This is a genomic window from Burkholderia sp. Ac-20344 (genome assembly GCF_017104975.1).
GTDB lineage: Bacteria > Pseudomonadota > Gammaproteobacteria > Burkholderiales > Burkholderiaceae > Burkholderia.
The window spans coordinates 1-13,905 of the sequence record NZ_JAAGPP010000006.1 but is presented as its reverse complement, the minus strand read 5'-3'; the positions used below and the strand labels follow the sequence as shown (position 1 = coordinate 13,905).

15 protein-coding genes and 1 pseudogene are annotated in these 13,905 nt (G+C 65.6%); 8 read left to right on the top strand and 8 right to left on the bottom strand.

The window, feature by feature from the left end:
* Positions 1–19 precede the first annotated feature (19 nt).
* Together G3N64_RS03530 and G3N64_RS03525 are read right to left on the bottom strand one after the other, a co-directional pair.
* A complete protein-coding gene (locus G3N64_RS03530) occupies positions 20–325 on the bottom strand; it encodes a hypothetical protein (protein WP_205782492.1) in 306 nt (101 codons plus the stop codon).
* Between the two features lie 74 nt (positions 326–399).
* Complete coding sequence (locus G3N64_RS03525; protein ID WP_205782419.1) at positions 400–1,446, bottom strand: AraC family transcriptional regulator; 1,047 nt, start codon at positions 1,444–1,446, stop codon at positions 400–402.
* Positions 1,447–1,540: 94 nt separating this feature from the next.
* Here G3N64_RS03525 and G3N64_RS03520 point away from each other — a divergent pair, with 94 nt between their 5' ends.
* Both G3N64_RS03520 and G3N64_RS03515 read left to right on the top strand, forming a co-directional pair.
* Complete coding sequence (locus G3N64_RS03520) at positions 1,541–2,560, top strand: sterol desaturase family protein (protein WP_205782418.1); 1,020 nt, start codon at positions 1,541–1,543, stop codon at positions 2,558–2,560.
* Positions 2,561–2,596: 36 nt separating this feature from the next.
* On the top strand, positions 2,597–2,857 hold the full coding sequence (locus G3N64_RS03515) for an alanine-tRNA synthetase second additional domain-containing protein (protein WP_346778797.1): 261 nt from the start codon (positions 2,597–2,599) through the stop codon (positions 2,855–2,857).
* A 23-nt stretch (positions 2,858–2,880) separates the two neighbouring features.
* Here G3N64_RS03515 and G3N64_RS03510 read toward each other — a convergent pair whose 3' ends face one another.
* From G3N64_RS03510 to G3N64_RS03500, 3 genes are all read right to left on the bottom strand, one after another.
* Positions 2,881–4,500 (bottom strand): histidine-type phosphatase, encoded by a 1,620-nt coding sequence (locus G3N64_RS03510; RefSeq protein ID WP_205782417.1) that lies wholly within the window; start codon positions 4,498–4,500, stop codon positions 2,881–2,883.
* A gap of 154 nt (positions 4,501–4,654) precedes the next feature.
* Positions 4,655–5,089, bottom strand: a complete 435-nt coding sequence (locus G3N64_RS03505; protein ID WP_205782416.1) for a phosphatase — start codon at positions 5,087–5,089, stop codon at positions 4,655–4,657.
* Positions 5,090–5,415: 326 nt separating this feature from the next.
* A complete protein-coding gene (locus tag G3N64_RS03500) occupies positions 5,416–6,774 on the bottom strand; it encodes an NAD(P)/FAD-dependent oxidoreductase (protein WP_205782415.1) in 1,359 nt (452 codons plus the stop codon).
* Positions 6,775–6,874: 100 nt separating this feature from the next.
* On the opposite strand from G3N64_RS03500, the gene G3N64_RS03495 reads away from it, so the two are divergent.
* Entirely contained in the window at positions 6,875–7,828 is a 954-nt protein-coding gene (locus G3N64_RS03495; protein ID WP_046548935.1) for a LysR family transcriptional regulator, read from the top strand.
* A gap of 26 nt (positions 7,829–7,854) precedes the next feature.
* On the opposite strand, the gene G3N64_RS03490 is transcribed toward G3N64_RS03495, so the two are convergent.
* Positions 7,855–8,052, bottom strand: coding sequence for a hypothetical protein (locus G3N64_RS03490; RefSeq protein ID WP_205782414.1), 198 nt, complete (start codon positions 8,050–8,052; stop codon positions 7,855–7,857).
* A 194-nt stretch (positions 8,053–8,246) separates the two neighbouring features.
* Between G3N64_RS03490 and G3N64_RS03485 the strand changes: the two genes are divergently transcribed.
* Together G3N64_RS03485 and G3N64_RS03480 are read left to right on the top strand one after the other, a co-directional pair.
* Positions 8,247–9,164 (top strand): AraC family transcriptional regulator, encoded by a 918-nt coding sequence (locus tag G3N64_RS03485; protein WP_205782413.1) that lies wholly within the window; start codon positions 8,247–8,249, stop codon positions 9,162–9,164.
* 362 nt (positions 9,165–9,526) lie between these two features.
* On the top strand, positions 9,527–10,414 hold the full coding sequence (locus G3N64_RS03480; RefSeq protein ID WP_205782412.1) for an NAD(P)H-binding protein: 888 nt from the start codon (positions 9,527–9,529) through the stop codon (positions 10,412–10,414).
* A 25-nt stretch (positions 10,415–10,439) separates the two neighbouring features.
* Here the strand turns inward: G3N64_RS03480 and G3N64_RS03475 are convergent.
* Positions 10,440–10,595, bottom strand: a pseudogene (locus G3N64_RS03475) (benzoate/H(+) symporter BenE family transporter); the annotation flags it as partial.
* A 294-nt stretch (positions 10,596–10,889) separates the two neighbouring features.
* Here G3N64_RS03475 and G3N64_RS03470 point away from each other — a divergent pair.
* Genes G3N64_RS03470 through G3N64_RS03460 form a run of 3 tightly spaced genes read left to right on the top strand, consistent with a single transcriptional unit; the run spans position 10,890 to position 12,406 of the window.
* The gene (locus G3N64_RS03470; RefSeq protein ID WP_205782411.1) at positions 10,890–11,444 is read left to right on the top strand and encodes a PAAR domain-containing protein; all 555 of its coding nucleotides are present in this window, start codon (positions 10,890–10,892) and stop codon (positions 11,442–11,444) included.
* Between the two features lie 3 nt (positions 11,445–11,447).
* On the top strand, positions 11,448–12,068 hold the full coding sequence (locus tag G3N64_RS03465; RefSeq protein WP_205782410.1) for a type VI secretion system amidase effector protein Tae4: 621 nt from the start codon (positions 11,448–11,450) through the stop codon (positions 12,066–12,068).
* Positions 12,068–12,406, top strand: a complete 339-nt coding sequence (locus G3N64_RS03460; protein WP_205782409.1) for a hypothetical protein — start codon at positions 12,068–12,070, stop codon at positions 12,404–12,406. Before G3N64_RS03465 ends, G3N64_RS03460 begins: the two co-directional genes overlap by 1 nt.
* Before the next feature lie 29 nt (positions 12,407–12,435).
* Here the strand turns inward: G3N64_RS03460 and G3N64_RS03455 are convergent, their stop codons facing one another.
* Positions 12,436–13,638: a benzoate/H(+) symporter BenE family transporter gene (locus tag G3N64_RS03455; RefSeq protein ID WP_205782408.1), complete on the bottom strand. Its 1,203-nt coding sequence runs from the start codon at positions 13,636–13,638 to the stop codon at positions 12,436–12,438.
* Positions 13,639–13,905 lie beyond the last annotated feature (267 nt).

Below are 13,905 nucleotides of genomic sequence, written 5' to 3'. Positions count from 1 at the left end.
GCGTCGCGCGGGCCGCGATTCAGAAATCGTTGCGCATCTTGCGGAGCAGGCTGCCGGCCGACTGGTGCGTGTCCACCGCGGTGAGGATATCGGTCAGGAACCACGGCAGGTTCAGTTGCGTATTGGAATCGCCGACGCATACGCGGATCGGCGGCGCCTTCGACGGCGAGCGGGCGTCGGGTGTGGCGTCGCGGGACGGGACGCAGTTTTTCGCGTGCGCTTGAACGGGAACCGACTCGGCGCTGCCGGCTGTTGCGCCGGCGGTTGCCGGTAAGCTGACGGCGGCAAGCAGGGTCAGGACAGCGACAGCGACAACGCGTTTCATGGGGTTCTCCGGCAATGCTCGTTCGACCGCGCGGGCAGATGCGAGTTCGTCGGCGGTACGCTTGCGAGCTACGCTCAGCCGCGCGCGACGTTCGCTGCCCGCGCAGGTTGCCGGCTGCGCCACTGCTGCGGCGATTCGCCGGTCCAGCGCCGGAACGCGCGCGTAAATGCGCTGTGTTCCGAATAGCCGAGCAGCCACGCGACTTCCGCAAGCGTCAGCCGCGGATCGTTCAGGTGGTCGATCGCAAGCCGCCGCCGCGTGTCCTCGCGCAGTATCCGGAAGTTGAGCCCGAGTTCGGCAAGCCGCCGATGCAGCGTGCGCGACGACACATGCAGATCCGCGGCGATCTGTTCGATGCTGGCTTCGCCTTGCGTCAGCAAGCGCGCGACGGCTTCGCGTACCGACTGTTCGAGATCGTCCGTCTGCCGCAGCTCGGCAAGCAGCGCGCTCGCCTGGCGTTCCATCATCTGCCGCAGCGCGTCGTCCGGCTGGCGCAGCGGCTGCGTGAGCAGATGCAGCGGGAACGCGAGGCGGTTCACCGGCTGGCCGAACCGCACCGGGCAGCCGAAATAATCGACGTACGGCCGTTCGTCGCCGGGCGACGGATGCACGAAGCAGACCTCGTCGGGCCCGTGATGCGTACCGGTGATATTGCGCGCGAACTGGACGATGGCCGTGAGCGCCACTTCGTCGACGAGCGGGCCGAGCGGCTCGGGCGCGTCGTGCCATTCGATCGCGACCGACGTCGCCTCGACCCGCACTTCCATGCGCGCGACGTTCGCGATCAGGTGTTCGTATTGCTGCCAGCGTGCGAGTGCGGCGCCGGCATCGCGGCACGCATGCAGCGCGTAGCCGAGCGCGCCGAGATGGGCGGGTGTGATCCGCTGGCCGACGTGCAGGCCGAGCAGCGGATCGTCGAGCGCGCGGACTGCGCATTCGAGCAGGCGCCGCCAGTGTGCGCTCGCGTACAGCGTGAGCCCGCGATCGTCCTCGGGCGGCCGCGCCTCGCCGAGCACGTGCGCGGCATCCTTGCCCTGCTCCGACAGGTAGTCGAACAGCAGCCGCACGTAGGTGCTCGAGTAGTAGACGCGCTGCGTCGATAGCGGGGAGGCGGCAGGCATGGCGGAAAGTGTCAAGTAATCGTCGGCAAGTGTCAACGCGGGTCGACCTGAGCGCGACCATACTGCCGGTCAGTTCCCGATCGAGGCCGTGAACATGCCGACCGAGTTGATGACGTGGCTCCATGCGTTCCTGGGTAACGACGTGGACTGGAAGCAGGTGCTGCTGATCGGCATGACGCCGGTCTTCCTGATCGCGTTCGCGATCGAATACGCGGTGATGACCGGGCGCGGCCGCCGCGAGCCGTTTCGCTGGAAGGAAATCGTCGCGAACCTGTCGCTCGGCGCCGGCTATCAGGTGGCCGAGACCGTGATGGGGCTCCTGTTCACGGGCGCGATCTTCGCGTGGGTCTACCGGCACCGGCTGTTCGACGTGCCGGTGAACGGCTTCACGATCGTGCCGATCTTCGTCGTCGTGGAGTTCTGCTACTACTGGTTTCATCGCACGTCGCATCGCGTGCGCTGGTTCTGGGCTGCGCACGTGCCGCATCACAGCGGTGAAGTGATGAACTTCACGACGGCGATGCGGCAGTCGCTGCTGAATGCATTCGTCGGCGTGTTCGTGTTCTACCTGCCGCCGGTCTGGCTCGGCATCCCGCCCGCCGTCGTGCTGTTCCTGCTCGCGGTCGATCTCGCGTACCAGTACTTCGTGCATACCGAGGCGATCGCGCGGCTGCCGCGCTGGTTCGAGTACGTGTTCGACACGCCGTCGAACCATCGCGCGCATCACGGCCGCAATCCGCGGTACATCGACAAGAACTACGGCGGTGTACTGATCATCTTCGATCGCCTGTTCGGCACGTATGTCGAGGAAACGGAGCCGGTCGACTATGGCATCACGCAGCAGATTCGTTCGTACAACTTCCTGGTGCTGAACCTGCACGAATTCGTCGACATGTGGCGCGACGTATTCGCATCCGGGTCCGTCCTGCAGCGGCTGAAACACCTGTGGATGCCGCCCGAGTGGGAGCGGCCGGGGCATCGGCCGATTCATACGTGGCGTGTCGAGCGCAAGGGCGAGAGCGCGACTGAGACAACGTCGCGTGCCGTGCGTGACGCGGATGCGTCGGCGCCAGAGCGCAAGACCGTACAAGCCACGCACACTCGCTCCGGCTAACCTGCGTGCTTTCCTCGGCGAAAGGCATGGCGGGCAATGACGAAGAAAGTATTCTGGGACGATCCCTACCAGACCACACTGGATACCGTCGTCAGCCACGTCGACGCGCAACGCAGGTTCTGGACGGTCGACGGCTTCGCGACGATGGCGTGCGGTGGCACGCATCCGGCGTCGACCGGCGAGATCGGCATGCTGACGCTCAAGCGCAGGAATACAGGGAAGGGCAAGGAGCGGATCGAGGTGAGGCTGGCCGAGCCGGAGATGGCCGGCGGGCATCGGGGCGAGCGGGTTGGGTAACCCGCTGCCCGCATCACCTCACCTCACTGATACCCGTAACACTGCTTCAACCCCGCGTAGTCGTAGAAGTGGCTACCCGGCGCGATCTTCGCGCCGTCGCACGCAGCCTGGAAATCCGTTTCGCGCTCGTTGTACAGCATCTTCACGATGAGACGCGATCCGTTGCGATAGACATCCCACTGCATGTTCGCAGCCATCGGCGACACCTGGTCGCCGCGCCACGGGTTGTTCGCGTACGTGTAGGTCTGTGCCTGCGGCGTCGGCACGAACACGTTCTTCAGGTTCATGATCGACGCGAACGGAATCACGATCTCCGCATGCGTGAAGCGCAGCTTCGCGGCGCGGGTCAGGTCGCCGCGCGCGATCGCATCGACTTCGCCGAAGAAGTCGTCCTGCAGCACTTTCGCCATCCGGTACGTGACGGGGTTCGCTTCCTGGATCCCGGGCCCCTTCTGGTAGTAGTCCTCGGCATCCTGCAGATACGCGAGATACTGCGCCTGATCCGCGCCGATGTACTTCTCCATCGTGACGCCGCCGGTTTCCGCCGCCATCGCGGGCGCGACCTGCAGCAGGTTGTACAGCACGTTTACCGCATCGACGGCCGTCGCGATCTTCGTCTTGCCGTCGCCCTTCAGCGTGTTGGTGAACTTGCCGTCCGCCGACGTGAACGCATAGGTTCCCGTGTTCGCGAACGTGTAGCCGTCGGTGCCGAGCTTCGCGAGGAATGCCTGCGACACGAGCGCGGACAGCACCGTTTGCGCGACATCGCCAGCCTGCGGCGCGGCCTTGATCGCGTTGAGCTTCGCGGCCACCGTCGCGTCGTTCGCATAGGCCTGGTATGCCTGGCTCGCCTGGTAGGTCGCGTAGTACGGATTGCCCGTATCGGTCACGAGGTCGGTGGCCGGCTTCAGCGAGTGGAAATACAGCAGGAAGCGGTGGGTGCCGGCCGGCTGGGCGACCGGCGCGTTCGCGGGATAGCCGGACGGCGCGGCCGGCAGCGTGATCGCCGGGGCCAGTGCCTGCTGCGCGGCCACGAGCGACGCGGAGAAATACGTCGAACTGTCGACCGCGCGATCCTGGCCCGAGTTGACGACGACGACCTGCCGGTTGCCGGCCGCGAACAGCGCAGGCAGCCGCTGCGCGAGGCGCGCTGCGAGTTGCTGGTGTTCGCGGATCCCGGTCTGCGTGAGGTTGCCGTACCCCGGCGTCGAGATACCCGCCACGCCATACCCGAGCAGTGCATTGGCCTTCATCATCGCGTACGTGTCGGCCTTGAGTTGCGCGCCGAGCGCGGTCAGCGCGCCGTCGGCCTCGGCCTTGACCAGCATCGCGTAGATCGCGCCGTCGTACTTGAATCCCGACAGCCCGCGCGAGCCGTGGCGCGCGACGAGTTCGGTATAGACGGGCGCGTAGCCGGCCGGCGGCGCTTCGTACGTCGCCGCGTCCTGCTGCGGACGGTACGGCGTTTTCGTCTGGTAGTACGTCGCGGGTGTCGGCTTGGGCTGGGGTTGCGGCTGCGGTGCGGGCGTCGAGCCGCTGTTGTCGGCAGAGGCCGCGGGCGGCGGCGAGTCGTCCCCGCCGCAAGCGGCGAGCAGCAGGCAGGCAATCGCGAGGGCGGTGGCGGTGCGGGTCGGGTGTGTCATCGTGGCATGCAACGGGCGGGATCGGTCAAGCCCCGAAGTGTTGCAAGCAACTTTGACAGCAGAATGTCAGGATTCGGTCGGACAAACGTCGGATAAACGTCGGATTGCCGCCGGATCGCGGAGAGCCGGCCGCCGCCGGCCCGTGTGCCGGCGTTCAGTGCAGGCCGGCCGATGCGATCGAGCCCACGGTGTCGGTGATGTTCACGCAACGCGACAGGCCGAAATGCTCGGCTTCGCGGCGCTCCGGTTCGCTGCTCGCAATTGCCACCGCGCGCTCGGGCGGCACGCCGAGTGCCTGCAGCGCGACGTCGAAGGGATGCTGGTTTGATCCGGAGTCCTGCTGATTGGCGTCCGTGACGACGACCGAGAAGCGGTCGAGGTTCGCGCGGCCGAACTGGCCTTCGAACATGTCGCTGAGCCGTGCGGCCGGCAGCGTCGTGACGAGACCGAGTCGATATCCTTCTTCCGATGCTCGGTCGAGCCACTGGATGATCGCGTCGCGTTGATGGCGCGATTCATGCGAATCCGGTGTGGCTTCGATTTGCGCGAATGCAGCGTCGAGACGGGTGACGATGGCTTCGATAACCACGGTGATTCCTCTTCAGAAACGTGATGATCCGTTCGCCGACGGGAATGCCACACACCTTAGCGTCGATCCGGAAAATGCGACTAATTAATATTTATATTCGACTCATACGATTTGACTAATGAATCGGGTGGTGAGCCAATGTGGGCGCGGGATGCGTGTTGCACGGGATATTCCGCGCGAACGGCATCGTATCGACGGCCTGCGATGTGATGCACCAACGTTGCGCACGGTCTGAATGCATTGGGCATATGCATAAAAAAAAACGGCATACCGAGCGATGCACGCCCGATATGCCGCCTTGCGATACCGTGTGTGAGTCGACGCGATCAGTGCAGCTTGATCGACGGCTGGTTGCGGCTTTGCAGCCAGTGGCTCAGCGACTGGAACAGCGCACGCTTCACGCCGACCACGCTGAACAGGTGCTTGCGATACAGGAACTTGTACAGGCCGATCGCGGCGAGCCCGTCGACGATCAGCGAGCGCGAGCGCACGCCGAGGTCGGCCTGATAGGCGGCGCCGGCGTGCCCGAGCGACACGACGGTGCCCGCATCGCGGAACGTGAAGCCGGCCACCGGCTTGCCGGCGACGCGGCGCGCGAATGCGTTGACCAGGTACACGGCCTGCTGGTACGCGACCTGCGCGCGCGGCGGCAGGATGCCGCTCGCACCGGCCGTCGGGCACGCGGCGCAGTCGCCGAACGCATACACGTGCGGGTCGTCCGGCGTCTGCAGCGTGTCGGTCACGATCACCTGGTTCGAACGATTGAGTGCGATGTCGCCGATTTCCCGCAGGATCGCGGGGCCGGCCACGCCGGCTGCCCAGATCGTGATGTCGCTCGCGAGCCGTTCGCCGGTCGCGGTCGTCACGGCGTCCGCGCCGACGTCCGCCACGCGTGTATCGGTCAGCACGTCGACGTTCAGCGCGCGAAGCTGCGCGTGCATCTTGCCGGACAGCCGCTCGTCGAGCGCCGGCAGGATGCGCGGGCCGCCTTCGATCAGCCGGATGTGCACGTCGCGCGCAGACACCAGCGCCTTGAAGCGGTACGTCGTCAGCTGCTGGATCGCATCCCGCAATGCCGCTGCCAGCTCGACACCGGTCGCGCCCGCACCGATCACGTTGATGCAGATCGGCGCCGCATGCCGCGCGGGCTGCTGCTCGGCCAGGTGATTCGCCTTCGTGCAGGCTGCGAGGAACTTCCGGCGGAAATCCTCGGCCTGGTCGAGGTTTTCGAGCGGCAGCGCATGACGTGCCGCGCCCGGCACGTTGAAGAAGTTCGTCACGCTGCCGACGGCGAGCACGAGGTCGTCATAGCCGAGCTCGCGCTGCGGCAGGATTTCCGTGCCGTCCGCATCGTGCACGGCCGCGATCGTCGCCGTGCGTGCCGTGCGGTCGACCCGCTGCAGCGCGCCCTGCACGAAGCGGAACCCGTGGCGCTTCGCTTGCGCCGCGTATTCGATCGTGTGGGACGCCGGGTCGCGATGGCCCGATGCGGCTTCGTGCAGCAGCGGCTTCCAGAAGTGCGTCGGATAACGGTCGACGAGCACGACTTCGGCCTGCCCGCGGCGGCCGACCGTATCGCCGAGACGCGTGGCGAGATGCAGGCCGCCGGCGCCGCCGCCGACGATCACGATGCGCGGCAGGCGCGGTGCGCGGTCCGTTGCAAGGTTGGGCGTGGTGTTGTCCATGTTGGGCTCCCGCTGAATGACGATTCGGATGACATTGCTCAAGAACCGACGATATAGTTTCGAACCCACACGAACAATTTAATGTTTATAAGCGACTCATATGTATTCACTTATAGGAAAGACCGCGACGTTCCGGCAGCTGAAGGCGCTGGACATGATTGCGCGGCTCGGCAGCGTGTCGCGGGCAGCCGAGGAATTGAACCTGACGCAGCCGGCCGTGTCGCTGCAGGTTCGCCTGCTCGAGGAGGCGGTGGGCGCCGCATTGCTGCAGCGGGTGGGGCGCGGCGTGCAGCTGACCGCGGCCGGCGAGATCGTGTCGCGCTATGCGCGCGAGATCCTGCATCTGTGGAGCGAGGCCGGCGACGAAGTGGCCGCGCTCACGGGCGATCTCGGCGGCACGCTGCGGATCGGCGCGATCACGACGGCCGAATACCTGATTCCGCCGCTGCTCGTGAAATTCACCGCGACACGTCCGCATGTGAAGACCTATTTCAAGGTCGGCAATCGCGACGACATCATCCGCATGCTCGCGACGCATGAAATCGATCTCGCGGTGATGGGCAGCGCACCGAAGGAGCTGCGCACGCATGCGGTCGAGTTCGCGAAGCATCCGATGGTGTTCGTCGCGGCGCCCGGCCATCCGCTGATGCAGCGCAAGCGCGTCGCGCTGAAGGATCTCGAATCCGCGCACCTGCTGGTGCGCGAACGCGGCGCGGGTACGCGCTCGACCGTCGAGAGCCTGTTCAAGAACGCGGGTTACCGGTTCCATGTGGGCTCCGAACTGTCGAGCAACGAGGCCATCAAGCAGATGGCCGAAGCGGGGCTCGGCGTTGCGTTCCTGTCGTTGCACGCGTGTGCACTCGAACTGCGCACCGGGCTGCTCGGGCAACTGCCGTTCCCCGGCAACCCGATCGAGCGCGAATGGTATGTGGTCACGCTCGCCGACCGGCGCATTTCGCAGGTCACGGGGCTGTTCCGCGATTTCCTGATCAAGCAGGGCGCACCGGTGATCGACGGCGCGACGGTGGCGCCGCACGAGCGGCGGCGCAAGTAGGCGAACGATGTAGGCCGCGCGGCCGCTCAGACGAGCCCGAAGTCGTCGTTGCTGTCGGGGATGGACGCGAGCAGCCGTTCGAGCCGGTACCCGCCGACGATGCGCAGGCACCAGGCGGCGAGCGTGGAGCGGTCGGTGCGGGAGCGGGGGCCGGATGACGGGCGGGTGGCGGCGGCGGGCGACGGCGCGGTGAGCGCGGCGCGTTGCGCAAGGCAATGGGGCATGACGGTCTCCGTAGGTGTCGGATGGGGCCATCGTAAGCGTCGCGGCGCCCGCCGGCGCACACGCAAGGATGGCCCCGAGCAGAAACGGATGATCTTTTTCTGCTCGACCCGGGCGCGTCGCTGGCAGGCCCGGCAGGCGGCTCGAAAACGCGTCACAATGCGCGTTCGACATCCCGATCCACTGGAGGAACGCCATGAGCGATGCGATTCTCGCCGCGCCGACGGACAACGGCGTCCCGGTCAGCCTGCGCTCCAGCCGCGGGCTCGGCTGGCACGGCTTCGGCGCGTCGCTGCTGCAGATCCGCGCGGGCACCTACCGGATTCCGGCGGCCGAGCATCACCGGATCGGCGTGCATATCGGGTCGCCCGTTCGCGCGGATTGCGTGTGCGACGGCGAGCGCGTGTCGCGCATCCAGGCGCATGGCGACGTCGACGTGATTCCGGCCGGCCTGCCCGGCCAGTGGACCGACAGCGCCGACTGCCGGATCCTCCATATCGCGCTCAGCGACACGTTCGTGCGGCGGATCGTCGAACAGCTCGAGCTGAAACCGTCGCAGGGGCAGATCCGCCGCCGGCTGCAGGTGCGCGACCCGCGCCTGCAGCACATCGCGTGGGCGATGGCCGCGGAACTCGAAGCGGAAGACGCGTCGGATCCGCTCTATGCGGAAAGCCTGTGCACGGCGCTCGTTGCACGGCTGGTCGACGGCGAGCCGGCGTTTCGCGAGCGCCGCCGCACGCTCGCGCCGAAGGCGGCCGCGCGTGTAATCGACTATGTCGAAGCGAACCTGGACCGGCGCATGACGCTTGCCGAACTCGCGGCGCTCGTGTCGATCAGCGTGCCGCATTTCAAGGTGCTGTTCCGCGAAACGGTCGGGATGCCCGTGCACCAGTACGTCGTGCGGCGCCGGGTCGAGCGCGCGAAGGCGTTGCTGCTCGAAGGCCGGCTCAGCATCAGCCAGATCGCGCTCGAAGCCGGGTTTGCGCACCAGAGCCACATGGCGAACTGGATGAATCGTGTGCTGGGCGCGACGCCGACCGAGATTGCGCGATCGGGCGCGCGGGGCGGGCTGCGGCTGGCTTATGGTGGCGAGGGCAGCGGGAGTGGCGCATAACGGCGCGGTGACACCGCGCCCGGAGATGCGTTGTCGCGTTGGAGCCTGGGGCAATTCTCCAACAGGCTGTTGGACAATCGCCGCATTCGCCCGCATCCGGAAAGCGCTTCACCGTCTCCCGTCTCGACGTGCCTGCTGAAGCACAACGCCTTGAGCGTGAGCGGCGCATTCATCGCGGGTGTGTCGCTGCTCGTCATCGGCAGACCGTCCGATTCGAAGCGGCAGGCGACGCAGCGGACAATGCGCATGGCAGCCGCCACCCAATCCATCATCCTTTCCTGCTGTATTCGTCCCTCCCTGCGCGCCGTTCCCCCCGCCCAACCCGACAATCGCCCCACCTTCATCCCCCCCAGGAGCGGATCGTGTTCGTGATCTTCGGTGCATCCGGCAGCGTCGGCCAGTCGACCGTGACGGCCTTGCGCAACGCCGGCCATCCCGTGCGCGCGGTGTTGCGCGACGCACGCCATCGTGAACGTTTCGTGCAACTCGGCTGTGACGTCGCGATCGCCGAACTGACGGACGCGAACGCGATCGCGTCGGCAATCGACGGCGCGCGTGCCGTGCAGATACTGTGCCCGGTGCCGGTCGCCGACCCCGATCCGGCTGCGACGATGACGCGGACGATCGACGTCGCGACCGCCGCGCTTGCTGCAAACCCGCCGCCGGTGCTGCTCGCGCTGTCGGACTACGGCGCGGAGCGCGACGGCAATACGGGCATCACCCGGCTGTTTCATCACTTCGAGGAACGGCTGCGGACGATTCGGACGCACGTGACGCTGCTGCGTTCGGCCGAGCATCTGCAGAACTGGACGCGCATCCTGCCGGTCGCGCTCGGCACCGGCGTGCTGCCGAGCTTTCACCATCCGGTCGGCAAGGTGTTTCCGACGGTCTGGGCGCCCGATGTGGGTGTCGTTGCGGCGCGGCTGCTGCTCGATGCGCCAGAAGGCGGCAACGGGCCGCGCATCGTCAGTGTCGAAGGGCCGCGGCGGGTGAGCGTGACGGCAATCGCCGATACGCTCGGCACGGCGGCCGGCCGGGCCATCGTCGCGCATGAACTGCCGCGCGACACCTGGGCCGCGACGCTGCTGCGCGCGGGCCTCAGCGAACGGCATGCGCAACTGATCGTCGATCTCTACGACGTGCACAACGCGGGGCAGATCGACGTCGAGGCGGGTGTGTCGGAGCGGCTTTACGGGACGACGACGCTGACCGACGCGCTCGCGCAACTGGTGCGCCAGCACGCGCGATAACAGCGGCGGCGACATGCGTTGCCCATCACGCTTGTCGCCGCACCTTGTTCAGTACCGCATACGAAAGCGACCCGATCACGATCCCCCAGAACGCGGAGCCGAGCCCGAGCCACGTCATGCCCGACGCGGTCGCGAGGAACGTGATCAGCGATGCCTCGCGGTGGTTCTCGTCGTCGAAGATCGTCCTGGACGATCTTGGCGGCATCGTGTCGGTAGGCCTGCACGACAACTCGGGCGGTGGTGCCTGCTCGATTGCCACGGCGACGACGTAACCGTCTTCAGTTGGCGCGCGGGACACTCGCTGCTGCTGGCCCGGTCGCGCGTACAGGCGCAGGACATCGGTATCGAAGCAACGAACCGCCTCGCGTCGGCTACTCACCGGCGCGGGGCGTTTCTATTTTATGTAATCCGAATTTTATTGAGATGAGCCGATTCGTGACGCGATTAGGATTGGTCTTTTCAAGAGGATCAGTCAATGAAGCGACGCATTGCAGTGGTTGGCGATGGTCTTTCAAGTGGCGGGGCAATTCAGCCATACAGCGGGCCACCATTCCATGTTCATGGGCATCAAGCAGCTCTGATTGGCGGAAGTGCATTCTGCGACGCTTGCAAAAACACCGGCGTCATCGCAAAGGCGGGTGGTCCATATCGGCTCAAGTTTCGAGGCGAGGTCGCACTAGACCAAGACGTCGTGCTGTGCGGTTGCTCGACGCCACCCCGAATCATGGCTTCACTTGCCGGCGAAGCGTGGTGCAATGATGGGCTAAAGGGGCTCGGGGAAGTCGTTTCCAGCCGCACTGCAACCGGTGGCGTCGCATCGGTCAAGAAAGGCGCATACGACGAACGCGTGAAGGCAACCGAACACGCGACGGAAGGCATGCCGTACTACATCGAAACGTCGGATGGTCGCGTGCATTACGGGAGTCTTGATGCGAGCGGCCGGCTTCCCCGCATTCACACCGGCGACAACTCCGACGACTACACCATCTATTGGGGCGACGACGCTCTCGTGAAACATTACGGAGAATGACGCGTGCCACACCCTAAGCCCATCAAAATCCGTTCGAACAGCACGCAAGGTTCAGAGAAGGAAGTACCCCTTTCAGGCGTCACGTTTAAAGAGCTTTGGGATAACTTCCCCTCGGGCAAGCCATATGACGACCCCGCCTACACAAATCAATGCGCCATTCGGATGAGCGTCACGTTGCATCGCGTCGGCGTTGGCATGAAGTCATTCAACTCGAAGACGGTAAAGCCCGTGTCGGGCGCGAAGACCATCGGCCGAATCATGCTCGATGGCAAACCGACCGCAACGCGTGCCGAAGAGATGGGCAACTGGCTGCGGCTTCAGCCATTCGCCGGCCTCCCCAAGACAGAGGACATCACGGGGTCGGACTGGGAGTCGAAGGTCAAGGGACGCACCGGTATCATACAGTTCTCCAGGTACTGGACGCGCGGCGGCGAATCGACCGCGAATGCGAGTGGTGGTCACATCGATTTGTGGAACGGCTCGCGAATGACGGTCAGCAGTGTGCCTGGAGTGATATCAACGTTCGGCAGAGCTTTCGGCCTGCACGAACTTCTCCCCGATACTGATTTCGGTTGGTCGGACCTGCGCAACGCCAAGCAGATACTTTTTTGGGAAATCAAGTAATGCGCCGTTTCTTCGGGACCGCAGGATTCGGGATCGCTGGCGTCGCTAGTGTTGTCATATGGACGTTGATTGACAGCTATTTGTGCTCAGTCTTTTCGAGCCTCTGCGCCCCGCGCGTGGGCGAGTGTGGCGGCGGCGTCGATGCTTGCGCCGTAACCATGCAGAGCACAATCAAGCTGTTCTCGTACGTCTTTGGCCCGATGATTCTCTTTGCGGCGTTGGGCTTCTACCTGTTTGCGCGGCGCCGCCCGCCGCTCGTCATTGCTGGATATCTTGTTGGTATGGTGGCTGCCCATTGGGTCTTGGCGTTCCTGTGCGTGCGCATAATGCACATCTGACTGGCCGAGGCGGCGACGCGCGATGCACCTTACGCCGATCGCCACGCCTTGTTCAGTACCGCATACGAAAGCGACCCGATCACGATCCCCCAGAACGCGGAGCCGAGCCCGAGCCACGTCATGCCCGACGCGGTCGCGAGGAACGTGATCAGCGATGCTTCGCGGTGGTTCTCGTCGTCGAAGATCCCGTGCACGTTCGCGCCGATCGCACCGATCAGCGCGAGCCCCGCGAGGATCGCGACGAATGCCTTCGGCAGCGCGAAGAACACCGTGACGATCGTGCCCGCGAAGAGCCCGCCGATCAGGTAGATCGCCCCGTTCGCGAGCCCGGCGATGTAGCGCCGGTCCGGATCCTCATGCGCGTCCTTGCCGGTGCAGAGCGCGGCCGTGATCGCCGCGACGACGATCGTGATCCCGCCGAAGCACGCAACCACGAGCGACATCACGCTGGTCGCCGTGATGATCGGCCGCGCGGGCGTGTGATAGCCGGACACGCGCAGGATCGTCATGCCCGGCAGGAACTGGCCGGTGAGGCTGACGACGACGAGCGGCAATGCGAGGCTGAGCGTCGTGCCGAGCGTCCATTCGGGCGCGATGAAGATCGGGTGCGCGATGCTTGGCGACACGTTGCCGAGGTGCGTCATCCCGAGCAGCGTGGCGAGCGCGGCGCCCGTCAATAGCACGAGCACGATGCTGTAGCGCGGCAGCAGGCGCCTGAAGATCACGTAGGCCGCGATCATCCCGAACGCGAGCGCGGGCTGCTCCGACGCGGCGGCGAATGCATGCGTGCCGAACGGCAGCAGGATGCCGGCCATCATTCCGCACGCGATGCCGCGCGGAATGTGGCGCACGAGGCGGTCGAAATAGCCGGTCACGCCGATCAGCAGGATGATCAGCGCGGCCGTGATGTACGCGCCGACGGCCTGGTTGAGCGTCAGTTGCGGAAACAGGCCGACGAGCAGCGCGGTGCCGGGCGCCGACCACGCGGTGATGACCGGCACCTTCAGCTTCCAGCTCGCGAACAGGCCCGAGATGCCCGCGCCGATCGAGATCGCCCAGACCCACGACGACACCATCGCGTTCGACGCATGGGCTGCCTGCGCGGCCTGGAAGAAGATCGCGAGCGGGCCCGCGTAGGAAATCAGCACCGCGAGAAAGCCCGCGGTAATCGCGGAAACGGACCAGTCGTTGCCGATCGCGCGGATTGCGCCGGGCGGGGTGTTCGGTTGCATCGTCGTGGGGGCGTGCGGCGCGCGGCCGGGAGCAGAGCCGGGGCGAATGATTGTTGGAAGCCCCGGACGAGCCGTCATTCTGGGCATTGCCGACGCAATTGGCAATGCGCGAACGTGAGCGGCGTTGTCGGTGTTTCGTAAGAGGCCAGTTCAAAAAGACCCTCGAGGGGCTGTTAACTTCGCCGGCGACCTGTTAACCTCAAGCATCTGAGCAACGGGATCATGAGGAATGCAAGCGCCGATCGTTGATGACGAATTGTGGATACT